Origin of the sequence: Halosimplex aquaticum (assembly GCF_028747785.1) — an archaeon.
GTDB lineage: Archaea > Halobacteriota > Halobacteria > Halobacteriales > Haloarculaceae > Halosimplex > Halosimplex aquaticum.
This window is the reverse complement of sequence record NZ_CP118158.1, coordinates 2,819,981-2,841,040: the sequence shown is the minus strand read 5'-3', so window position 1 is coordinate 2,841,040 and position 21,060 is coordinate 2,819,981. Positions and strand designations below refer to the sequence as shown.

20 protein-coding genes are annotated in these 21,060 nt (G+C 68.2%); 13 read left to right on the top strand and 7 right to left on the bottom strand.

The annotated features are described in order from the left end of the window. Positions 1-163: 163 nt before the first annotated feature. Positions 164-1,033 (bottom strand): transcription initiation factor IIB, encoded by an 870-nt coding sequence (locus PSC72_RS14325; RefSeq protein ID WP_274322099.1) that lies wholly within the window; start codon positions 1,031-1,033, stop codon positions 164-166. Between the two features lie 385 nt (positions 1,034-1,418). Here PSC72_RS14325 and PSC72_RS14320 point away from each other — a divergent pair, with 385 nt between their 5' ends. Beyond that, positions 1,419-2,000 (top strand): helix-turn-helix domain-containing protein, encoded by a 582-nt coding sequence (locus PSC72_RS14320; protein ID WP_274322098.1) that lies wholly within the window; start codon positions 1,419-1,421, stop codon positions 1,998-2,000. Positions 2,001-2,071: 71 nt separating this feature from the next. Beyond that, complete coding sequence (locus tag PSC72_RS14315; RefSeq protein WP_274322097.1) at positions 2,072-2,521, top strand: DUF4870 domain-containing protein; 450 nt, start codon at positions 2,072-2,074, stop codon at positions 2,519-2,521. A gap of 203 nt (positions 2,522-2,724) precedes the next feature. On the opposite strand, the gene PSC72_RS14310 is transcribed toward PSC72_RS14315, so the two are convergent. Beyond that, positions 2,725-3,762 carry a Gfo/Idh/MocA family protein gene (locus PSC72_RS14310; protein ID WP_274322096.1) on the bottom strand — a complete coding sequence of 346 codons (1,038 nt, stop codon included), beginning with the start codon at positions 3,760-3,762 and terminating at the stop codon, positions 2,725-2,727. 124 nt (positions 3,763-3,886) lie between these two features. Here PSC72_RS14310 and PSC72_RS14305 point away from each other — a divergent pair, with 124 nt between their 5' ends. Next, positions 3,887-4,405: a DUF7858 family protein gene (locus tag PSC72_RS14305; RefSeq protein WP_274322095.1), complete on the top strand. Its 519-nt coding sequence runs from the start codon at positions 3,887-3,889 to the stop codon at positions 4,403-4,405. A gap of 72 nt (positions 4,406-4,477) precedes the next feature. Then, the gene (locus PSC72_RS14300; RefSeq protein ID WP_274322094.1) at positions 4,478-4,981 is read left to right on the top strand and encodes a helix-turn-helix domain-containing protein; all 504 of its coding nucleotides are present in this window, start codon (positions 4,478-4,480) and stop codon (positions 4,979-4,981) included. Between the two features lie 331 nt (positions 4,982-5,312). Here the strand turns inward: PSC72_RS14300 and PSC72_RS14295 are convergent, their stop codons facing one another. The 3 genes from PSC72_RS14295 to melA form a co-directional block, all read right to left on the bottom strand. Next, complete coding sequence (locus PSC72_RS14295) at positions 5,313-6,650, bottom strand: sulfatase-like hydrolase/transferase (protein ID WP_274322093.1); 1,338 nt, start codon at positions 6,648-6,650, stop codon at positions 5,313-5,315. Between the two features lie 67 nt (positions 6,651-6,717). Continuing rightward, positions 6,718-7,497 carry an IclR family transcriptional regulator gene (locus PSC72_RS14290; RefSeq protein ID WP_274322092.1) on the bottom strand — a complete coding sequence of 260 codons (780 nt, stop codon included), beginning with the start codon at positions 7,495-7,497 and terminating at the stop codon, positions 6,718-6,720. Between the two features lie 175 nt (positions 7,498-7,672). Continuing rightward, positions 7,673-9,019, bottom strand: coding sequence for an alpha-galactosidase (melA, locus tag PSC72_RS14285; protein WP_274322091.1), 1,347 nt, complete (start codon positions 9,017-9,019; stop codon positions 7,673-7,675). A 220-nt stretch (positions 9,020-9,239) separates the two neighbouring features. Here melA and PSC72_RS14280 point away from each other — a divergent pair, with 220 nt between their 5' ends. The 7 genes from PSC72_RS14280 to PSC72_RS14250 all read left to right on the top strand — a co-directional run bounded on the left by PSC72_RS14280 (position 9,240) and on the right by PSC72_RS14250 (position 17,627). Further along, positions 9,240-10,421 (top strand): ABC transporter ATP-binding protein, encoded by a 1,182-nt coding sequence (locus tag PSC72_RS14280; protein ID WP_274322090.1) that lies wholly within the window; start codon positions 9,240-9,242, stop codon positions 10,419-10,421. Positions 10,422-10,512: 91 nt separating this feature from the next. After that, on the top strand, positions 10,513-11,892 hold the full coding sequence (locus tag PSC72_RS14275) for an ABC transporter substrate-binding protein (protein WP_274322089.1): 1,380 nt from the start codon (positions 10,513-10,515) through the stop codon (positions 11,890-11,892). Between the two features lie 15 nt (positions 11,893-11,907). Next, entirely contained in the window at positions 11,908-12,822 is a 915-nt protein-coding gene (locus tag PSC72_RS14270; RefSeq protein ID WP_274322088.1) for a carbohydrate ABC transporter permease, read from the top strand. Next, complete coding sequence (locus PSC72_RS14265; RefSeq protein ID WP_274322087.1) at positions 12,822-13,730, top strand: carbohydrate ABC transporter permease; 909 nt, start codon at positions 12,822-12,824, stop codon at positions 13,728-13,730. The genes PSC72_RS14270 and PSC72_RS14265 overlap by 1 nt, the downstream gene beginning before the upstream one ends. A gap of 863 nt (positions 13,731-14,593) precedes the next feature. Next, a complete protein-coding gene (gene hemL / locus PSC72_RS14260) occupies positions 14,594-15,934 on the top strand; it encodes a glutamate-1-semialdehyde 2,1-aminomutase (RefSeq protein WP_274322086.1) in 1,341 nt (446 codons plus the stop codon). Between the two features lie 141 nt (positions 15,935-16,075). Further along, positions 16,076-16,726, top strand: a complete 651-nt coding sequence (locus PSC72_RS14255; RefSeq protein ID WP_274322085.1) for a DUF7344 domain-containing protein — start codon at positions 16,076-16,078, stop codon at positions 16,724-16,726. Positions 16,727-16,820: 94 nt separating this feature from the next. After that, entirely contained in the window at positions 16,821-17,627 is an 807-nt protein-coding gene (locus tag PSC72_RS14250) for an HVO_0234 family beta-propeller protein (RefSeq protein WP_274322084.1), read from the top strand. 37 nt (positions 17,628-17,664) lie between these two features. Here the strand turns inward: PSC72_RS14250 and PSC72_RS14245 are convergent, their stop codons facing one another. Next, entirely contained in the window at positions 17,665-19,020 is a 1,356-nt protein-coding gene (locus tag PSC72_RS14245; protein WP_274322083.1) for an endonuclease/exonuclease/phosphatase family protein, read from the bottom strand. A 169-nt stretch (positions 19,021-19,189) separates the two neighbouring features. On the opposite strand from PSC72_RS14245, the gene prs reads away from it, so the two are divergent. Together prs and PSC72_RS14235 are read left to right on the top strand one after the other, a co-directional pair. Next, positions 19,190-20,041: a ribose-phosphate diphosphokinase gene (gene prs / locus PSC72_RS14240; RefSeq protein WP_274322082.1), complete on the top strand. Its 852-nt coding sequence runs from the start codon at positions 19,190-19,192 to the stop codon at positions 20,039-20,041. A 137-nt stretch (positions 20,042-20,178) separates the two neighbouring features. Continuing rightward, positions 20,179-20,379 carry a hypothetical protein gene (locus PSC72_RS14235; protein WP_274322081.1) on the top strand — a complete coding sequence of 67 codons (201 nt, stop codon included), beginning with the start codon at positions 20,179-20,181 and terminating at the stop codon, positions 20,377-20,379. Here PSC72_RS14235 and PSC72_RS14230 read toward each other — a convergent pair. Continuing rightward, a complete protein-coding gene (locus tag PSC72_RS14230; RefSeq protein ID WP_274322080.1) occupies positions 20,360-20,680 on the bottom strand; it encodes a HalOD1 output domain-containing protein in 321 nt (106 codons plus the stop codon). The two genes, PSC72_RS14235 and PSC72_RS14230, sit on opposite strands and share 20 nt — an antisense overlap. Positions 20,681-21,060 lie beyond the last annotated feature (380 nt).

The following is a 21,060-nucleotide window of genomic DNA, read 5'->3' as shown; positions in this document are numbered from 1 at the left end:
CGGTGGTGTGCCACAAATCCTCACCCTGTCGGGGCGACCAGGCCCTGTGGAATCAGAATGCCCGAGCACAGGCGAACGGTCACAACGCCGCCCGATAACTGTTTTCAGAACTACATTTCGGAAAGCGATCTGATAGGTTTTGCGTCTGCGCGGGAGACCGGTGTCAGTCGCCGCCCTCGGTCAACGCCTGATAGGTCGCCCGGAGGGTGACCGGCGTCACGTCGGCGGCGTCGGCGGCCTCCTGCTGGGTGAGCGGGTAGGCGCGCTCGTCGGCCGCGGTGTAGAGACAGCCCGCGGCGACGCCCGCGGGGTTACGGCCGGTGACGTGGTTCCGTTCGCGGGCCGTTTCGACCAGTTCGCGGGCGCGGCCTTCCAGTTCCTGCGGGAGGTCGAGGTCGCTCGCGAAGCGCGCGAGGTACTCTGCGGGGTCGATGGGGCCCGTGGGGAGTCCCAGTTCGCGGTTGAGCGCGTCGTAGGCCGCCGAGAGCTCGGCCTTCGAGGCGCGGGCCTCGCCGACGACTTCGTCGACGGTCCGGGAGACGTCTGCGGTACGGCAGGTGGCGTACACCGTTGCGGCAGCGAACCCTTCCAGCGAGCGCCCGCGGAGCAGGTCCTCGTCTTGGGCGGACTCGAAGAGGACGCACGAGCGATCGCGGATGTGGTCCGAGAGGCCGAGCGCGCCGACGAGCCGACGGATCTCCGTGAAGCCGTACACCTGGTTGCGCTCGGCCTTCGAGCCGATCTTCGTGCGGTTGTGCTGGCGGCGGAGTCGTGCCATCCGCCGGCGCTTGCGACCCTTGAGGCGGGTCGATCGACCGATCTCCGTCGAGAGGCCGCGGTCGTGGCGCGACCGGGTCAGCGGCGCGCCCGTGCGTTCGCGGTTGGTATCGTCGTCGTCGAACGACCGCCACTCCGGGCCGTGGTCGATGTTGTCCTCGGCGACCACGAGGCCGCAGTTGGCGCAGACCGTTTCGCTGTCGTCGCTTCGCAGGCGCCCGTCGCATTCGGGGCACGCAGTGACTGTCGTGCTCATATGCGACGCTTCGCCGGGAGAGGGGTTAATAAACGGTGCGGTCGACCCGGGTTTCGGGCCCGTTCGCGGCCGATCCACCGACCGGTTACCGGTAGGTGGGGCGGTCGTCCAGTCATCCACCAGTCCGGTCGCCCGATATCCGCCACCCGTCGCCGCGAATGTGGCGGAGATCAGGTCCCGGTTTCGACGGTGATCGACGGACCGTTCGGTCGCTCATCGGGCAGATCGCCGGATTGTCCCAGATATCGGATATCCAGTCGTTTCAGCGGTCGTACAGGCCCGTTCCGCGGGCGCCGAACGGCGTTCCGCGGGCGTCGATCGGCAGTTTGCGACCGCGGAATCCGCTTTTGGTTTTAACTACCCACCGGTCCGAGTGGCGGGTGCCGTGTCAGACCCTCCAGAGTGGATCGAAGAGCGGGTCAGTCGCGACCTCAACAACAAGCTGACCCAGCAGCACGTCGTCGAGACGATGCTGGAGGCCGACCGCCCGTTCTTCTCGATCCGGCAGATACAGGCGCGCGTGAAGCCCGACGTGGGGAAGGGAACCGTCCGGAACCGGCTCAACGAGCTCCAGGAGATCGACGTCGTCGCCACGGAGACCTATCCCGAGTCGATCACGCTCTACTACGTCGACCACCCCGAGTCGGACTGGCCGCTGTCGCCGGCCGGGAGGCGCGCGCTGACGAACGAGTCCCCGCTGGACCGCCTGTCGCTCCGCGGATTCCTCTCGCTTCGAGACACGGCCGGGATACGGTCGCTCGTCCTGGCGGGCTTCCAGCTCAGTCTGGTCCTGCTGGCCCTCGGCGCCGTGGCGCTGGTGCTCGGCGTCGACCTCGGGACCAGCAGCGACAGCAGACTCATCGCGGCGGCGTTCGACCTGTTCGCCGTCTCCCTGCTGTTGTCTCTCCTCGAACGAGCCGCCCGCTGGGTCCGAAACAACGGCTGGACGCCGGGTGGCGACCGATGAGAGCCCCCGACCCCGGTATCTACCCGCCAGACGAACGCAGCCTCCGATCGATGCGAATACGTCGTAATACAATGTCAACGCCTTCGCCACCCTCCGACCAGTCGCCCGACCTGTTGAACCAGCGTCCGCTCGCCGGGATCGCGGTCCACCTCCTCGCCTTCCCGACCGGGATATTCGGCGCCGGACTCGTCTACCTCCTCGCGAGCCACGAGTTTACGAGAGCGAACGCGCGGAACGCGCTGAACTGGCACCTCTCGCTGACGGTGCTGCTGATCGCGACCCTCGTCGTGTTCTTCCTGGGCGCCGACGAGATCGAGGTCTCCGGCGGAGCCACGATCGAGGCGCTGTCGTTACCGGCGCCGCTGAACGCGCTCTTCAGCGTCGCGGCGATCGTGCTGGGCCTGTCGCTGGGTATCGCCGTGCTGCTCAACTTCGTGTTCGCGGTCGTCGCGACTGCGAAGGCGATCTTCGGCACCGCGTGGAAGTACCCCTTCGCGTACCCGTTCGTGGGCGACGACTGACGCGCAACGGCGACGGAACTGGGCGTCGATCTGTCCGAGCGGTCCTCTCCCGAGCGGGCACCCGGCAGACGTTCCCGGTCACCGCGTTCGACCCACACGCCGAAGTGGCGCCGGAGCTGACAGGGCTGGAGACCGGCCACATCGGACTCCGGACGGGAAGTAAGGCGTAACCGGAGAGTGGCACTTGCGGAACGACGAGACGTCTATACGCCGCGGATCTCGTCTAACTGGACGCGCTCGCCGGTCTCCGACGAGCGGTAGGCCGCGAGGATGATGTCGATGGCCGTGCGGGCCGCTCGGCCGGTGACCTCGGGTTCGCGACCCTCCCGGACGGCAGTCACGAAGTCCTGGACGACGCCCGTGTGGCCCGTGCCAGCGTCGTGCGGGTCGCCCTCTGCGAGTCGCTGTTCGGTCTCCGCGTGGTACCGGGACTCCTCGCCGGTGCCGACGCGGAAGTCGGTGATATCGGTCTCGTCGAGCGCGATGGTCCCCTCGGTGCCGTTGATCTCGGTGCGGTCCGTGCCTCCCTTGGTGGCCGTCGTGACCGCGACGGTTCCCACGGCGCCGTTCTCGAAGCGCAGGACGAGCGCGCCGGTGTCCTCACACTCCAAGTCGCGGTCGAGCGCGTCGAGTTCGGCCTGCACGGACTCCACGCCGCCCATGATCCACTGGAGCGCGTCGAGGGAGTGGATCCCCTGGTTCATGAACGCGCCGCCGTCCATGTCGCGGGTCCCCCGCCACGCGGCGTCGTCGTAGTAGAACTGCGGCCGGAACCACTTGACGTGGGTGTCGCCGAGGACGGGCCGACCGATCTCGCCGTCGTCGACGGCCCGCTTCGCCCGACGGAGCCCCGGTTCGAAGCGCCGCTGGAAGACGCCCGCGAGCGTGACGCCCCCGTCCTCGCACGCCGCGATCATCCGGTCGACGCGCTCGGCGGTCACGTCCAGCGGTTTCTCGCAGAGGACGTGCGCGCCGGCCTCGGCGACCGAGGTCGTCACGTCGGCGTGAGTGCCGCTCGGCGTGCAGACGCTGACGGCGTCGACATCGCCGTCCTCGACCATCTTCGCCGGATCCTCGTACGTGTCGGACACGTCGTGTTCGTCCGCGAACGTCCCGGCGGCCTCGGCGTCGAGGTCGGCGCAGGCCGCGAGCGTCGCGCCCGACGCCTCGCGGACGGCCTCGGCGTGCGTATTCCCGATCCCCGCGCATCCCACGATCCCGTATCTGAGCGGATCAGCCATGCACACGTGGCGCACTGCCAGCCGCAAGTATCTGCCGCCGCCGGAGAGATCGGCTGAGACCGCGCACGGGCCGGTGGTGTCGAACCACCAACACTTAAACCGGAGAGGGTTGAAGTCGCGGGCAATGGGGCTGTCGGACATCGCCGCGGGGATCGAGGTGGTCGACGAGCAGCGCGACTCGGGGGTCGCGACGGTCGACCGGACGACGGATTCGCTCGCCGAGCGACTGGAACCGTTCGCCGCCGACCTGCCCTGCACACCGGGGGAAGCCGCGGCGCTCGTCGACGCCTACGCCGAGGGCAAGAGCGTCGGCGCGAGCGCTCGCGTCGCCGGTATCGCGCCCACAGACGGCGCGAAAGCGCTACACCTGTTCGGCGAGTCGGTCTCGCCGGTCGGCCCGATGGGCCGGGAGATCGTCGGCGACTGGCTCGCCGGCGAGCTACCGCGAACCGAGGCCGTCGAACTCGCCGGCGTCTCCGACCAGGAGTTCGCACTCGCCGCCTACGTCGAGACCCACGAGCCCATCGAGGGAGCGATGGAAGCCGTCGAAGGCGCGCTGTCGCTCGACGGCGACGGCTCGGTGGCCAAGCGCGACGCGCTGGGAGACACCATGGACGGCGTCGGCGACCTGAGGAACTGCTGACCGCCCAGCAGCCCGGGAAACCGGACAGAAGTAACCGAAATTTTCTATTCGTTCCGCTATAATAGGGGAGCAATGGCACGGCTGGAGAACGTCCCCGTGGCGGAGCTAGAGGCCGCGCTCGACGAGGCGACCGGCGCGACGGAAGCGACGCGGCTGGTAGTGGCGATCATCTACAAGCGAGGCCCGTCCGTGCCGATGATCGCCGAGTGGCTCGACGTCCGCGAGCAGACGATCTACCGCTGGTTCGACCGCCTCGAAGCGGAACCGATCGAGCGGGCGGTCCGAGACCGGCAGCGCCCGGGGCGGCCGCCGAAACTCGACGACGGCGACCGCGCCGAGTTCCGCGACGCCGTTCGACAGACGCCGGAGGCGGTCGGATACGACCGACCCGCCTGGACGACCGCGCTCGCGCGCCAGTTTCTCGAAGACGCCTTCGGCGTCGAGTACTCCCGCCGTCACGTCCGCAGACTGCTGAAAGACGCCGGCCTCGGTCGGACGGAGCGGCCGGAGTCCGAGACGGCCGACGGGGACGGCGAGGACGGTCGCACCGAGTTCTGGGACGCGGCCGGCGAGTGACTCGGGCGTCGCGAGTCCGCCAGTACTGCCGCTAATCCACGGAAACAGTCCCAACAGGGCGGTGACTCGATGGATGCCCCGTACAGCGAGACCCGGGGTCAGATCGCGAGCGCGCCATAATATTTGAAATGAGTGATTTCTATCCGATTACTTCTGTCATTTATCGCCAGTGGGTGTCACGCGACATTCGGGGAACGATTCGAGACAGCGAATCCGACTCCGTGAATAACAGACATATGCCTGTAATCTCGGCGGCAGGAGCAGAGCGGCGGCGCTCACCCGTCCCGGTTCCTGCCCGTCGAACGGCATTGCGACGCCGGTCGGCAGTCGGCTACGGGAAGCCCCTGTCGTAGGGCTTGATCCGCGGGGTCTCGCCCTCCACGTCGGCGATGTAGTCGAGCAGTCGCTCCCGCAGGTCGTCGGCGACGTTCCGGTAGGACGGGCGGCCGGCGAGGTTCACGGACTCCGCCGGGTCGCGGTGCAGGTCGTAGAGGTACCGCTCGACGTACGTGTCGCTGGACTGCTCGCTGCTCCCGCCGCGCCAGCCTGTCGTCGAGGGGGCGGCGACGGCGTACTTCCAGCGGTCGGTCCGGAGCGCCCGCCCGACCTGCGATTCGCTGATCTGGACGAACGCGTCGCCGTCGGCGTCGGGTTCCTCCCGGCGGAGGACCGGGAGGAGGCTGTCGCCGCGCATCTCGTCGGGGACGTCGACGCCGGCGGCGTCCAGTAGCGTCGGCGGCAGGTCCAGGAGACTGGTCACTCGCTCGACGGTCCCGCCGTTCCTGAACCCGGGACCGGACAGGATGGCGGGCACGCGGACGGCCGACTCGTGGGGCGTCCGCTTGTACTCGCCGGGCCGCGTGCGGAAGTGACAGCCGTGATCGGCGGTGTAGGCGAAGACCGTGTCGTCGCGGAGCCCCCGTTCGTCGAGAGCGTCCACGAGGTCCGCGATGCACTCGTCGAGCCGTTGGACGATCCCGTAGTAGTCCGGCAGTTCGCGGAACCACTCGCCGGGTCGGTCCTGTAGGTCCGGCGGGACGTACGGGTCGGTCTCGTGGTCGTCGGCGTAGCCGTCGGGCGCGACGAAGGTCCACAGTTCGTTCTGGTCGTGCGGTTCCAGATAGGAGACCATCAGGAAGAACGGCTCGGAGAGCTCGTCGAGCCCCTCGATGGCGTAGTCGGTGAACGCGTCGGCGCGGTACCCGTCGAACTCGACGGCGTTCCCGTCGGCGTCGTAGAGGTGGCCTTCGTCGGGACTGGTGGTGAACTCCGGGACGTCCGCAGCGATCCAGAAGTCGTCGTAGCCGCCGCGTTCCTCCGGGGGCACCGGTTCGTCGAACGTGCTGGCGAGGTGCCAGTTGCCGACGTAGCCGACGTCGTAGCCCGCATCGGCGAACCGGTGGGCGAGCGTGCGCTCGTCGTCGGGGAGCCGCGTCGACCCCTGCCAGACGCCGGTCTCGGTGGCGTGCTTCCCGGTCTGGAAGGCCGCGCGGAACGGGCCGCAGATCGGCTGGGGCGAGATGGCGCGCTCGATCCGCGTCCCCGTCGCCGCGAGGTCGTCGAGCGTCGGCGTCAGGTCCATCGGATTACCGTACGCGCCGACCGTGTCCCACCGCTGCTGGTCGGTCACCACGACCAGCACGTTCGGGGGGACGCCGTCGTTGTCCATACCGTCCCGAAGTCTCCGGAGGGTCTTGTATGTAGCCGTAGCCCGCGAGCGGTCGGCGCCGGCGCCGTTACAGTCGACTCTCGATCGACGCGGTGGTGCTGCCGACCAGGCTGGCGAAGTCCGCCTTGATCGACTTCTCGGCCATCCGGTCGGCCGGCCCGGAGACCGTCACCGCCCCGATCGCGACGTCGTCCGCGTCGACGATCGGGTTCGCGACGCAGTGCTGGTCCGAGCGGTACTCGCCCGTGTCGTTGGCCAGTCGGCGGTCGCGGATCCGGCGGAGTTCCTCGTCCAGCGCCTGGCGGTCGGTGATGGTCGCGTCGGTCATCTCCGGCAGCCCGTGCTGTTCGATGATCCGTTCGCGGCGCTCCTCGGGCGTGTACGAGAGGATCGCCTTCCCGCCGGCGGTCGCCGTGAGGGGGACGCTCTCGCCCTCGCGGATGTCCACGTCGGGTCGCCCCTCGTTGCTGACCCGGAGGACGTAGACGCCGTAGCCGTGTTCCGGGACCATGACGCTCGCGACCTCCCCCGTCGCGTCGGCGAGTTTCTCGAGCGGGTCGTAGGCGATCTCGTACAGGTCGAGGTTCAGCCGCGCGCTCGTGCCGAGGCCGAGAAAGCGGACGCTGAGCCGGTACTCCTCGCCGTCCTTGACCACGTAGTTCACCTCGCGGAGCGTCGAGAGGTGCTTGTGGACGGTCCCCTTCGCGAGCCCGAGTTCGTCGGCGAGATCGGTCAGTCGCGCGCTCTCGCGGCGGTCGAGCGCCTCGACGATCCGGAAGCTCGTCACCGTCGTCTTGGCCGTGCGCCCGTCGAACGCCGACGCCGGAGGGATGGGTGTCTCGTCCATGCCGCAGTCTCCGTCCCGCAACGACATAATTGTTCATATATTATGAACAGCCTCGCGAGCGTGACCGGCCACCGCGGTCGCATCGGCCGATTTCCGTCGATTCGCGAGCGAGCCGGAGCTGGGCGGAGAATTCTCGTTCACACATCGTGAAAAACAGGCGGGCGCCGGGGTCGGTTCAGTCGTCGGCGGCCGCGGGCGGGCGGGCTCGTCCGCCGCCGTCGAGGTCCGGGATGTACGCCTCGTTCGCTTCGATGAGTTCCTCGGTCATCTCGTGGATCTCCTCGAGCGTGCAGGAAGCGGCCGTGAGCGGGTCAAGTTTGAGCGCCTGGTGGATCTTCTCGCGGTCGCCCTCTAGAGCGCCCTCGACGGCGAGTTCGTACACCGTCGTGTGCTGGCGGTCCAGCGCGGCGACTTCCGCGGGGAGTTCGCCGACCGAACAGGGGTGGACGCCGGCGCCGTCGGCGAAGACGGGCACCTCGACGCAGGCGTCGTTCGGCAGGTTCTCGATGGCGTTGTCGTGGTTCGGGACGTTGAGGTTGAACCGCCGCGGCGTGTCCGTCTCCAGCGAGTGGATGAGCCGCGCGGCGTACTCCTCGGAGCGCTCGACTTCGACCTCGTCGAGGTCGACGTCCAGTTCGGGGCTGTCGCGCTCGTCGGAGCGCTCCTGCCAGCCCTCGAGGTACGTCGCCGTCGCCATCCGCTCGGCGTAGTCCGTCCCGGCCATCTCCTCGATGACGTCCCCGTCGGTCCGGAAGTACGGGACGTATTCGCTCATGTGGTGGCTGGACTCGGTCGGGAAGTAGCCGAAGTGGCGCATCATCTCGAAGCGGACCGTGTCCTTCCGGTAGGTCTCCTCGTCCTCGTAGGCCGCTTCGAGCGCCGGATAGACGGACTCGCCGTCGTGTTCGGCGGTGAGGAACCAGGCCATGTGGTTGATGCCCGCGACCCAGTAGTCCAGTTCCTCCTGGGGCACGTCGACGTACTCCGCGATGGCCTCGGCCGTGTGCGGGACGGAGTGACAGAGGCCGACGACCTCGACGTCGGTCGCCTCGTAGACGGCCTTGCAGACGATGGCCATCGGGTTCGTGTAGTTGAGCAAGAGCGCGTCGGGACACAGCTCTTCCATGTCCGCGGCGATGTCGAGCATCGTCGGAATCGTCCGGAGGCCGCGGAACACGCCCCCGGGCCCGGTCGTGTCGCCGATGGCCTGCTCGACGCCGTACTTCTCGGGGATGCGGATCTCGTTCTCGAAGGGCTCCGTCCCCCCGACGTTGATCATGTTGAGGACGTAGTCGGCGTCCTCCAGCGCTTCGCGGCGGTCGGTGGTCGCCTCGACGGTCGCGTCGAGCCCCTCGTTGTCGACCATCGCCTCGGCGATCTGCCGCGTCTGTTCCAGTCGGTGTTCGTCGATGTCCATCAGCCGGATCCGGCTGTCGGACAGCGCCTCGTAGGAGAGGATGTCCCCGACGAGATTGGTGGCGAACACCATACTCCCGGCTCCGATGAACGTGATAGTTGGCACAGGTAGGTATGACGAACAGCAGTATATAAATTCTTCCGTGGTTCGAGGTGAGACCGGTCGCTCCGGTCCCGAGGGCGCAAAACGTCCGGCCTCGCGTGTGCGAAGCGGTCGTCGCACCGCCGCGCGACGACCACCGAGAAGTCCCTCCGCGACCGACCGGAGCGGATCGAATCGGCTAACCCGGACAAGGCTTAAGTACCTGTATAGGGAGTATCCGGTCATGGGTGACCTCGAGATCGAGAAGCTGCAGAAGGTGTTCCACGACGACGGCGGCGACATCGTCGCCGTGGACGACTTCGACGTCGACATCGAGGACGGCGAACTGATCGTCCTCGTCGGCCCCTCCGGCTGCGGCAAGTCGACGACGCTCCGGTGCGTGGCCGGGCTCGAATCGCCGACCAGCGGCCAGATCGTCCTCGACGGCGAGGACGTGACAGACAAGAAGCCGAAGGAGCGCGACATGGCGATGGTGTTCCAGTCCTACGCGCTGTACCCGCACATGACGTCGCGGGAGAACATGGCCTTCGGCCTGAAGATGACCACCGACCTCTCGAAGTCGGAGATCGACGAGCGGATCGACGAGACGGCGGAGATGCTCGGCATCCGCGACCTGCTGAACAAGAAGCCCGACGCGCTCTCGGGCGGCCAGCAACAGCGCGTCGCGCTGGGACGGGCCATCGTCCGCGAACCCGAGGTGTTCCTGATGGACGAGCCGCTCTCGAACCTCGACGCCAAGCTGCGGACGCAGATGCGCACCGAGCTCCAGTCGCTCCAGCAGGAGCTCGGGGTCACGACGCTGTACGTCACACACGACCAGACGGAGGCGATGACGATGAGCGACCGCATCGCCGTCCTCGACGACGGCAAGCTCCAGCAGATCGGGACGCCCCTGGAGTGTTACCACGAGCCGGCCAACCGGTTCGTCGGCGGGTTCATCGGGTCGCCGTCGATGAACTTCTTCGAGGTCGAACTGGACGAGTCCGGGGAGGTTCCCGCCCTGGTCCACGAGGGGTTCACGTACGAACTGGACGAGGCCGTCCACGCGGACATCCGCGGCCACGGCGACCGGTTCACGCTGGGCATCCGCCCGGAGGACATCGAAGTCGTCGCCGGCGACGCGCACAACGCCGTCTCGACGACGGTCGAGGTGACCGAGCCGCTCGGCGAGGTGACCTACGTCTACGTCGACGTCGCCGGCCAGCAGTACACGGCGACGCTCGAAGGCGACCTGGTCATCGACCCCGGTCGGACGCTCACCGTTCGGTTCCCGCAGGACCGGATCCACGTCTTCGACGGGGCGACCGGCGAGGCGCTCCGCAACCGCGCGCCGCCGGACGAAGACGAGTTCGAGGCGCTCGTCGGCATCGAAGACGCCGGCGGAGCGGAGGTCGGCGCGGAGTGAGCGCGTCTCCGGCCGCTCGACGGCGGTCGTATTAGAAATTTGAAGTAAAGTATAAATAGTAATAGACTCACGTGGACGATAGACGTTACTTATGCACGACGCAGACTCACCAGGGAGGACGCGGCGGTCGATAGTCAAGGCGGTCGGTGTCGGTGCCGCGGCGGGGCTCGCCGGCTGTATCGGCGGCGGCGACGGCGGGAGCGGTGACGGTGGCGACGGCGGCGACGGGAACACCGAAACCACCGGGAGCGGCGAGAAGGCGCTCATGTGGGAGTACGGATTCCCGAACGAGGAAGGCGCCGAGCCCGTCTGGAAGAACGCGTTCAAGGCGAACTACGAGGAGCGCGTCGGCCAGGAGATCGAGATCGGCCGGTTCGCCTACGAGGACCTGCGCCAGAAGTACCTGACCGGCGCGCGGACCGGGAACCCCGACGCCATCGAAGGCGTCCTGAGCCACCTGACGGAGTACGTCAAGGCGGGCCACCTCGAATCGCTCGACGGGTGGGCCGAGAACCTCGAACACTACGACGGCTTCGTCGAGAGCGCGCTCGACGCCTGCCGCTACAAGGGCAAGCTGTACGGCCTCCCCTACGAGGGCAACGGCCGCGCGTTCATCGTCCGCAAGGACATCCTCGACGAACTCGGGCAGGACGTCCCCCAGACGACGAGCGAGATGCACGAGGTCGGGCGGATGATAAACAAGGAGGTCGACGGCGTCACCGCCTTCCACAACTGCACGAAAGACGGCAGCGTCCGGGCCTTCCAGGAGTTCATGAGCAGCGTGTACCAGTTCACGGACAGCCTCTACGTCCCGGACGGCGACTCCTGGAAACTCGACATCGAGGCGGAGCCGCTCGGCAAGATCCTCGACGACTACTACTACCAGATCTACGCGGCCGACAACCCGGTCGGCAACCCCGACGACCTGGGGACCGGCTGGCAGACCAACGACCCCGGCTACATCAACGGGAACTACGCGTTCATCGAGTGTGGCACGTGGCTGCAGGGCTGGACCAGCGGCGAGAACATCAACGACACCGAGACGGCCAAGGACATCCTGAACAACAAGACCCGGGTCGCCCACATCCCGCGCAGCGAGGGCGGCGAGAAGGGCACGTTCCTCGAGATCAAGCCCGTCATGGTCAACAGCCACTCCGACCAGACGGACAAGGGCAAGAGCGCCGTCGCCGCCTGGACCGCACCGGACACGCTGAAGGCGATGGCCGAGGACTCGCCCGGCAAGGCGATGACGCCGGTCCACGAGGGCATCGAGTCCACGATCGAGGACGACGACTGGGCGCCGTTCACCGAGGTGTTCAAGACCGGCAGCGCGCTGGAGAAGATCACCTGGGGCCCGGTCCGCCAGGAGTTCTACCCGCTCATGCAGGAGGTCGCCTACGGCCGGACCGACCCGTACAAGGCCGGCGACCAGCTCCACTCCGCGCTCAAGGGCCTCGAGAGCGATCTGTAGGCCCACGGACTAATCATGGCTACACCCACGAAATCACGATTCCGCCGCTACGGGAGCGAGTTCAAGTCGTTCCTCTCGGAGACGTGGCTGGGGTACGCGTTCGTCATCCCGGCGACGCTGATACTGGCGGTCATCATCGCCTACCCGACGCTCCGGGGGATTCAGCTCGCGTTCTACCAGGCGTCGCTGCTCAACCCCGGACAGATGCAGTTCGTGGGTCTGGAGAACTTCGCCCGCCTCCTCCGGGACGCGACGTTCCACGAGGCGCTGTGGCACACCGTCTTGCTGACCGGCGTCGCCGTCTCGCTCCAGTATCTCCTGGGGCTCGGGCTGGCGCTGGCCCTCAAAGAGAAGGTGCCCGGCGCGGGCGTGTTCCGGAGCCTCTCGATGGTAACCTGGGTGATGCCCGTCATCGTGATGGTCATCATCTTCCGCTTCCTGGTCCAGAACGGCTTCGGCCCGGTGAACATCATCCTCGGCAACCTGGGGATGCGGACGACCTACTGGTTCGGTGAGCCGGGCGTCGCGTTCCCGCTCATCGTGTTGATGCACGTCTGGCGGAACGTCCCGTTCTACGGCATCGCGCTGCTCGCGGCGATGAAGTCTATCCCGGCCGAGCAGTACGAGGCCGCCCGCCTCGACGGCGCCGGCCCCCTGGAGCGGTTCCGCTACATCACCCTGCCGCAGATCTCGTACGTGTCGATGATCATGATCATCCTGCACGTGACGTTCACGTTCAAGAACTTCGACATCGTCTTCCTGTCGACGGGCGGCGGGCCGCTGGGCAACACCGAGGTCCTGGCGACGTACGTGTACAAGCAGGCGTTCCAGCAGTACGCGCTCGGGTACGGCGCGAGCATCGGCGTCGTGATGCTCGTCATCATGCTCGTGTTCACGATCATCTACGTCCACATGGAGGAGACCGACTAATGGCGACCGAGACCGACAGCCGCGACCGGACCGGGGGACTGAACGCCGTCCAGCGACTGGACGCCTGGCTGGACGAGGACATGTCGCCTCGCCGCGCGCTGGTCGTCTACCTCGTGCTCGGCCTGTACTTCACGTTCCTGCTCCTGCCGGTGGTGTACATGGTGCTCGTCTCGTTCACGACCCAGGAGTTCCTGTTCTCCTCTGCGCTCGTCCCGTCGCTCAGCGACCTCTCGCTGGACAACTACGCGACGGTGCTGTCGCGGGGGCAGTTCCAGCAGTACTTCGTCAACTCCGTCATCGTCTCCACGAGCACCACGCTGACGGTGCTGGTCGTCGGCATCTTCGCCGGGTACTCGATGAGCCGCTTCGAGTACCCCGGCCGCGGCGGGCTGCTGTACGCCTTCCTGTCGACGCAGATGCTGCCCATCGTGCTCATCCTGATCCCGTTCTACCTGCTGATGTTCAACCTGGGCCTCATCGACTCGCTGCTCGGGATCATCGTCGCCCACTCGGTCATCGGCATCCCGCTGGGCACGTGGCTCCTGAAGGGCTACTTCGACGACATCCCCGAGTCGCTGGACGAGGCAGCCAAGATGGACGGCTGCTCGGAGTTCGGCCTGCTGTGGCGCATCCTCGTGCCGCTGGCGATGCCCGGCATCGCCGTCGCCGGCTTCTACACGTTCATCCTCTCGTGGAACGACTTCCTACTGGTGTCCGTGCTGTCCCAGACGGCCGCGACCCGGACGCTGCCGTTCGGCCTGCAGCTGTTCCAGTCCCAGAACGCCGTCGCCTGGAACCTGCTCATCACCGCCGCGGTCATCACGATGATCCCCGTCATCCTGCTGTTCGCCGTCGCCCAGAAGTGGGTCGTCGAAGGGCTGGCCAGCGGCGGTATGAAGGGCACCTGAGCGGCGCCCGCTTCCCTACTCTAGCGAGTGCAGGTTCTTTTCTCGTTCTGACGCTGAACAGATATTTCGCCAGACCACTGGGATTCAGCGACGAGATTGATGATATATCTTATAATACTCTATTACGGTAATACAGGTTATGTGTACTCGACTGTGATCTCGGCAGTAACTTCGCCTGCGGTCGGGGGTAGACGGTCATCGAGAACCGACCGAGTCGACAGCCGTCGGTGGAACGGAGATAGCAGAATGAGAAGCGCGGATATCACGGCAGAGTATGCCTTTTCGCCGTGATCTATAGACTCGTCCATTCGAAGGGCAAGTTGTGGTCGAACGATGCCCGACTGGTCGCGGCGACGCACTCGATCTCGGAAGCGCGACCCGAAGTAGACGGAACAAGCCGCCAGAACATCGGAATACCGCTCTATTCACAGCTCGTGCCCAGGCGAGACTGACTTTAGATGCCGCCAGACGGTGTCCACTAGGCCGTGGACAGTAGATCGGGCCTCGCCGGCGATCATATCAGATTAGAAGTTACACTCTCAATCAGGTATTTTTGTCGCAGAAAGCGTCGAATACGAGAAGGAGTTATCCGACAGAGTTGTTGCCGCTACGGAACAGACCTGACAGTGAACCTTCCCGATGGGTAGACGGCGGTAACCATCCACGCGAACGGTGCGGAGTTCGACGCCGCGTTCGCGGAACAGCCGACACTGCTTCGGCGGGTCTGATCGCTCCCGTTGAAGCGGTCGATGCGAGCGGGTCGCGGCGGTCGACCGAAGGCGTTCGGGTCCCAGGGCGGCGCGAAAGCGGCAGACGCGTCTCACCTCGGTACGCCTTTGGGCGACGAGCGAGAAGGCGCGGACATGAACCACGACCGGTCACGGGACCTCTACGATCGCGCACTGTCGGTCATGCCCGGCGGCGTCAACTCGGCCGTGCGGGCCGCCATCGAGCCGTATCCCTTCTTCGTCGAGCGCGGCGACGGCGGCCACGTCATCGACGCCGACGGCAACCGCTACATCGACTGGGTGATGGGCCTCGGCCCGCTGCTGTACGGCCACGACCTGCCCCAGCCCGTCGAGTCGGCGATCCAGTCGCGGGTCAGCGAGGGGCCGATGTTCGGCGCGCCGACGGAGATCGAGGTCGAACACGCCGAGTTCGTCGCCCGCCACGTCCCCAGCGTCGAGATGATCCGCTTCGTCAATTCGGGGACGGAGGCGACCGTCTCGGCCTGCCGGCTGGCCCGCGCGGCGACCGGCCGCGACAAGATCGTCGTCATGCAGGGCGGCTACCACGGCGCCCAGGAGACCACCCTCGTCCAGGGCGAGTACGACGACGTCGAACCGTCCAGCCCCGGCATCCCGGATTCGTTCGCCGAGCACACGCTCGCGGTGCCGTTCAACGACGAGGAGGCCGCCCAGCGGGTCTTCGAGGACCACGGCGACGACATCGCGGCCGTCCTCGTCGAACCGATCCTCGCGAACATGGGCGTCGTCGCGCCCGTCGACGGCTACCACGAGACGTTACGGGACCTGACGGAGGACAACGGCGCCCTGCTGGTCTTCGACGAGGTCATCACCGGCTTCCGCGTCGGCGGCCTCCAGTGCGCCCAGGGCAAGTTCGGCATCGAACCGGACATCACGACGTTCGGGAAGCTCATCGGCGGCGGGTTCCCCGTCGGCGCCATCGGCGGCCGGTCGGACCTCATCGAGCAGTTCACCCCCTCCGGCGACGTGTTCCAGGCCGGCACCTTCTCGGGCCACCCGGTCACGATGGCCGCCGGCCTCGAATCGCTGCGCTACGCCGCCGAACACGACGTCTACGACCACATCAACGGCCTGGGCGAACAGTTGCGGACCGGCCTGCAGGAGATCGTCCGGGACCAGGCGCCGGAGTACACCGTCGCCGGCACCGAGGGGATCTTCAAGGTGCTGTTCACCCGCGAGGCGCCCGATACCTTCGAGGACCACTGCGAGGGCGGTTGCTCCCAGCGGCCCGAGTGCCCGCGCTACGACATCTGTCCGAAAAACGCCGCGGACGTCGCCGCCGGCCAGACCGACCGCTGGAGGCGCGTCTTCTGGCAGGAGATGAAAGAGCAGGGCGTGTTCCTCTCGCAGAACCAGTTCGAGGCGCAGTTCGTCACCTACGCCCACACGGAAGACGACGTCGAGGAGACGCTCGAAGCGTACAAGGCGGCGCTGTGACGGGGCCGCGCCGTCGCGTGTCCGCGGCGGTCGCCGACTCGTAGTCTCGGCGGATCGCCCGTCTCCCGTCGGTCCCGGCGCTATCAGCCGGTGAAACGGGTCGCGACCGTTTATTAGTCTCGGGCGCGCTACCGGTGGAGCATGGACATCCCGACGGTGCCGCCGACGGCGCTGGACGCGCTGTCCGCCTCGGTCCGGCGGGCCGCGCTCGCAGCGTTGCGCGACCGCGAGAGCGCGACGTCGGTCGACGCGCTGGCGTCGGCGGTGGCGAGTCGGCTATCCCGGTCGTCTGCCAACGGCCACGCGGACGTCGACGGGATGCGGCGGTCGCTCTATCACGCCCACCTCCCCGTACTCGGGCAGACGGGCGCGGTCACGTTCGACCCGGAGTCCGGGCTGGTCGCCGCCGCGAACGAGCCCCCGTTCGACGAGGCGTGGGTCGGCCGCCTCGTCACCGACCATCCCGACAGGGAGTACGACTCCCTCCTCGACGCGCTCGCGAGCGCGCGCCGGCAGGCCGTCCTCTACGAACTGTTCATCGGGGAGTCGGCGACGGTCGACGCGCTGGCCGACGCGGTGGCGGTCCACGAGCGCGACGGCGCCGAGGCGTCCGAACCCGTCTCGCGCGTCGTCGGGCTCTCGCTGGCGCACATCCACCTGCCGCTGCTCGCGGACGTCGGATTGGTCGCCTGCGACCCGGCTGCCGAGACGGTGCACGCCGGGGAGACGGCCTGGCGGTCGCACCCGTGGGTCGGCCTGAGTCCGATCGGCGAGTGGGCCGCCGTCGAGTGAATCGCCGTCGATCGGCCCGCGATCGAACGGGTAGCTCGCGGTCTCCGAACCGGTACGGCGGCAGGTTTTCACGCCGGGGCCACCCAGCGGAGGTATGAGCACGCTCGAGGAGAAGCGGAAGTACGGCGAGCACCGCGAGGAGACGGTCGCGTATCTCGCGACGGGACAGGGGGTGGCCACCGTGCGTATCTCCGGCGACCAGGTCGGCCGGTTCGGCCTCGCACACCGCTGTCGCGCTCGCGACGTCGCGACGACCGACGGCGCGGCCCTCGTCGCCACCGACGAGGACGTGCTCGTCGGCCCGGACCCGTTCGAGTCGCTGGCGTTCGGTCCGGCCGTCGCGGTCACCGCGGACGCAGCGGGGACGGTCGTCGCCGCCGACGAGACCGGCCGCGTCTCGCGCTACGACGACGGCGAATGGACCGAGCTGGGTGCGGTCGAGGAGGTACGCGCCCTGTCTGCGGGACTGGTCGCCGCCGCCGACGGCGTCTTCCGGATCGACGGCGACGGACTCGCCAGCGTCGGCCTCGACGACGCCCGCGACGTCGCGAGCGCGGACGGGGTGCCGCTCGCGGCGACCGGCGACGGACTCTACAGGCTCGGCAACGGCTGGCTCCGGGAGTCCGAGGGGTCCTACACCGTCGTCGCCGCCGGCGACGGCAAGTCGCACGCGGCGACGGCCGAGGCGCTGTACGCCCGCGGCGCCGACGGCTGGGAAGCGGTCGACCTACCGGCCGAGGGGTCGGTCGTCGACGTCGCCTACGGGGAGTGCGTCTACGCCGCGACCGAGTCCGGGACCGTCCTCGTCGAGGCCGACCCCGAACTGACCGCCGACGGCACCGGGGGCTGGCGGTCGCGCTCGATCGGACTCCCGGAGGTATCGGCCCTGGCCGTCGCCTGAGTGACGGTCTCCTCGCCGTAGTGACGGCTCCTTGCGCCTACTTTCGCCCCCGCGCCAGCGCGGCGAAGACGAACGCCGCTGCGCCCGCGAGGGCACCGAACCCCGCTCCCGACCCGTTGGTCGTCCCCGACGGATCGTCGGTCGCCGCAGAAGACCCGGACGCGGCCGACGGTTCGTCGCCCGGCCCGGTCGGGACCGGCGTCCCGGTCCCGGTCCCGGTCGTCGTCTCGGCCCCTCGCGTCCGCGTCGACCGGCGCGTCTCCGTCTGCGTCGGCGCGGACGCCGGCACTTCGAACGTCCCGACGACGCCGGCGTGATCGGACGGCCACACGGCGACCGTCTCCCCGTCGACCGTCGTCTCGCCGCGGTCGGCCGACTCCTCGCCCAGGCGCTCGACCGCCGTCGGTCGCGCCTCGCCGCGGGCGAGGAGCCCGTCGATACGCTTCGTGAGGCGGGAGCCGCCCTCGCCGACGATGGACGCTCGACAGCAGGTGTACCCGTCGTCGTCGGGCCGGAGCTGTGCGTGAGCATCCGTGAGTGAGTCCGTCAGCGCGTCGTACGCGCTGGTGATCGTCCCCGGGCCGCTGTTGAAGTCGCCCCCGACCACGACGGGTCCGTCGGCCGGGAGCGCGTCGAGCAGTTCCATCGCCTGCCGGCGCCTGGTCGACGCCGACACGGACTCCAGATGCGTCGAGACGGCCGTGAACGCCGCGCCCTCGGGCCCGACATCGGCCCGGCAGTACCCCCGCCGGAGCGCGACGGTCCGGTCGGTCCCGGGGACGGGGAACTCCATGCGCTCGTCGTATGTCTCCCCGCGCGCGTTCCGCGCGTCGACTCCCGGCCTGACGAGCAGCACGTCCCGGTCGGTCAGTCGGACGGTCTCCCGGCCAGACTCGCTCTCGACGGGCAGTTCGACGTCGGTCGTGACGGTCGAGGCCGCGACCTCGTACGGCCGGTCGCGGGCCTCCAGCGCCGACCGCACCGAGTCGAGCAGGTCGGCCACAGTCTCGCCGTCCCCGTCGGTCTCGGTGGAGCCCGCCCGGATGCGCGCCGCTTCCTGGAGCGCCACCGCGTCGGCGTCCGCGGCGACCAGCGCGTCCGCGATGGCGGCGGCGCGGGCTTCGTAGGGGTGTTTCCGGGCACCGGCGAGCAACTCGCCCGCGATCTCGCGCACGTCGTCGGCCGAGCGGGCGTCGAACAGTTTGAACAGGTCGACGCCGAGCGCGACGTTCCAGGTCGCGACGGTCACCGGTCTGGTCGCGGGCGGTCGGTCCGTCGAGCGCAACCGTCCGGATCGGCGGCCCGCGATCCCCGCGGGAAGCCCCGCGACGCCCGCGAGGACGGCGCGACGCGAGCACGACGGGTCGTCGGAATCGGGAGACGCGGAGGGCATCGTTGGCGGTCTTTGCGAGCACAGCCTCTTGAGGATGTCGCGCGGTTCGCAGCGGTGACACTGCCGGCCGTCGGATGGGTGAACCGCCGTCCCGCGGTGGGATCCGACGGCCGCGCGACCGGCCGCTGCAACCGAAACGGTGTTTACCGGCGAAAGCGACCACCCGCACATGATCGTCAGCGGGTCTACGTCACAGGCGTTCGCGGCCGCACTGGCCGAAGCGACGGGTCGGGGGCTGGCCGCCGTCGAGTACGACCGCTTCCCCGACGGGGAGATCCAGGCGGCAGTCCCCGAGTTCGCGGCCGACGACGCCGTCGTCGTCGGTTCGACCGTCTCCAGCGACGCCCACCTCGAACTGCTCCAGCTCCAGGACGCCGCCCGCGAGGCCGGCGCCCACGAGGTGACGACCGTCCTGCCCTACATGGGCTACACCCGGCAGGACCGGGCGTTCTCCGCGGGCGAGCCTGTCTCGGCACGCGCCGTCGCCCGCGCCGTCTCGACGGGGACCGACCGCGTCCTCACCGTCAACCCCCACGAGACCGCCGTCTGCGACTTCTTCACCGTCCCCGCCGAACCCGTCGACGCGGCCGGCCGCCTCGCCGACCCGCTCCCCACAGACCTGACGGACCCGCTGTTCCTCTCGCCCGACGAGGGCGCCGTCGACCTCGCGGCGACGACCCGCGACGCCTACGGCCGCGGCGCGACCGACTACTTCGAGAAGGACCGGGACTACGACACCGGCGAGATCGAGATCCAACCGAGCGACGCCCCCGTCGCCGACCGCGACGTCGTGCTCGTCGACGACATCGTCGCCACCGGGTCGACGATGGCCGAGTCGATCGACGTGCTGACCGACCGCGGCGCCGCCCGCGTGTACGTCACCTGCGTCCACCCCATGCTGGCCGCGAACGCCCGGACGAAACTCGAACGCGCCGGCACCACCGCCGTCTTCGGCACCGACACCATCGAGCGACAGGTCAGCGCCGTCAGCGCCGCCCCCGCCGTCGCCGAACACCTCTGACGGACCCGGCCGCTCGACCGCCCGCGTCCGCCACGCCGCCGTTTGCGGGCCCTCCCGTTCGCCCCCGGAGCGTCTGACAGGTGTCAATACCGTAACCTATAAAGTAGCGGTGGGAGAGTTAGCGAGTAACACGGACGATGACCGGCAAGACACACAGCCAGTCCGGCACCTCCGAGGACGCGCTCGGCACGCTCGATCCGGACTCCATAGACCGGATCGACGTTCACCTGCAACGAGCGCTGGGGGCGGAAGACAGGGACGAGAAGGACTTCCACGTACGACACGCTCGACAGCTGCTCGAGGCCTGCCGGGAGTATCCTACGACCGGTCGGTCGTGATCTCGACCCGGCCGGTGCCGGTGATCGTCACTTCGGTCCCCGCGTACGCGAACGACACGCGGACGGCCGACGGGTCGCCCGATCGGACCATCGCGTTGAGTGCGTCGGCATCGATCACGTCCTGTAACGGCGGAATCGCGGTCACGCCCCGGTTCGTGACGGCGGCGACCGCCTCCGGGACCGCGATGCTCGGCGTGTCGTCCCCGTCCCAGTCGTAGTGTTCGAACCGTACCGTCTCCCCCGCCGCGTCGCTCTTCTTTCCGGTGTCGCCTGTATCGTCCCCCTGTTTTCGATCTCTCATGTCTCGGTGGCTCGGTGAGCCCGCCGTTTCGACGGCCAGTTCACCAGCAATAGTTGCACGTAAGTTGTCGTCCCAGATATGCCTTGTGACAGTAATATCGTTAGTGAAATTAACATCCGCGGACCGAACGACGGGCGTTCTCCCGATCTACGGCCGCAAATCCGCCCCAGACAGTCGCGTTCAGCGCTGGATCGCCGCGTTTCTCACATTCGATAGACTCGATCGGTTCCGCCCTCGATCTGCGTACCGGGAAACAGGCGCGCCCAGTTTCACTGCACACCGGGTTCGTCGCGCTCATCCGGTTCGCCTCGGGGTCGCACAGCGATCCACTCGGCCAGGCAGATGCGGCAAAAAAGCGCGAATCGCGACGGGGTTCGCGA

What these genes read in the sequence shown, in the direction of transcription:
- PSC72_RS14250 (WP_274322084.1), top strand. Translation starts at nt 16,821, where the DNA reads ATGAGCACGCTCGAGGAGAAGCGGAAGTACGGCGAGCACCGCGAGGAG.
- hemL (WP_274322086.1), top strand. Translation starts at nt 14,594, where the DNA reads ATGAACCACGACCGGTCACGGGACCTCTACGATCGCGCACTGTCGGTC.
- PSC72_RS14255 (WP_274322085.1), top strand. Translation starts at nt 16,076, where the DNA reads ATGGACATCCCGACGGTGCCGCCGACGGCGCTGGACGCGCTGTCCGCC.
- PSC72_RS14300 (WP_274322094.1), top strand. Translation starts at nt 4,478, where the DNA reads ATGGCACGGCTGGAGAACGTCCCCGTGGCGGAGCTAGAGGCCGCGCTC.
- PSC72_RS14280 (WP_274322090.1), top strand. Translation starts at nt 9,240, where the DNA reads ATGGGTGACCTCGAGATCGAGAAGCTGCAGAAGGTGTTCCACGACGAC.
- PSC72_RS14290 (WP_274322092.1), bottom strand. Translation starts at nt 7,497, where the DNA reads ATGGACGAGACACCCATCCCTCCGGCGTCGGCGTTCGACGGGCGCACG.
- PSC72_RS14265 (WP_274322087.1), top strand. Translation starts at nt 12,822, where the DNA reads ATGGCGACCGAGACCGACAGCCGCGACCGGACCGGGGGACTGAACGCC.
- PSC72_RS14235 (WP_274322081.1), top strand. Translation starts at nt 20,179, where the DNA reads ATGACCGGCAAGACACACAGCCAGTCCGGCACCTCCGAGGACGCGCTC.
- PSC72_RS14310 (WP_274322096.1), bottom strand. Translation starts at nt 3,762, where the DNA reads ATGGCTGATCCGCTCAGATACGGGATCGTGGGATGCGCGGGGATCGGG.
- PSC72_RS14230 (WP_274322080.1), bottom strand. Translation starts at nt 20,680, where the DNA reads ATGAGAGATCGAAAACAGGGGGACGATACAGGCGACACCGGAAAGAAG.
- PSC72_RS14270 (WP_274322088.1), top strand. Translation starts at nt 11,908, where the DNA reads ATGGCTACACCCACGAAATCACGATTCCGCCGCTACGGGAGCGAGTTC.
- prs (WP_274322082.1), top strand. Translation starts at nt 19,190, where the DNA reads ATGATCGTCAGCGGGTCTACGTCACAGGCGTTCGCGGCCGCACTGGCC.
- PSC72_RS14305 (WP_274322095.1), top strand. Translation starts at nt 3,887, where the DNA reads ATGGGGCTGTCGGACATCGCCGCGGGGATCGAGGTGGTCGACGAGCAG.
- PSC72_RS14325 (WP_274322099.1), bottom strand. Translation starts at nt 1,033, where the DNA reads ATGAGCACGACAGTCACTGCGTGCCCCGAATGCGACGGGCGCCTGCGA.
- PSC72_RS14295 (WP_274322093.1), bottom strand. Translation starts at nt 6,650, where the DNA reads ATGGACAACGACGGCGTCCCCCCGAACGTGCTGGTCGTGGTGACCGAC.
- PSC72_RS14245 (WP_274322083.1), bottom strand. Translation starts at nt 19,020, where the DNA reads ATGCCCTCCGCGTCTCCCGATTCCGACGACCCGTCGTGCTCGCGTCGC.
- PSC72_RS14275 (WP_274322089.1), top strand. Translation starts at nt 10,513, where the DNA reads ATGCACGACGCAGACTCACCAGGGAGGACGCGGCGGTCGATAGTCAAG.
- PSC72_RS14315 (WP_274322097.1), top strand. Translation starts at nt 2,072, where the DNA reads ATGTCAACGCCTTCGCCACCCTCCGACCAGTCGCCCGACCTGTTGAAC.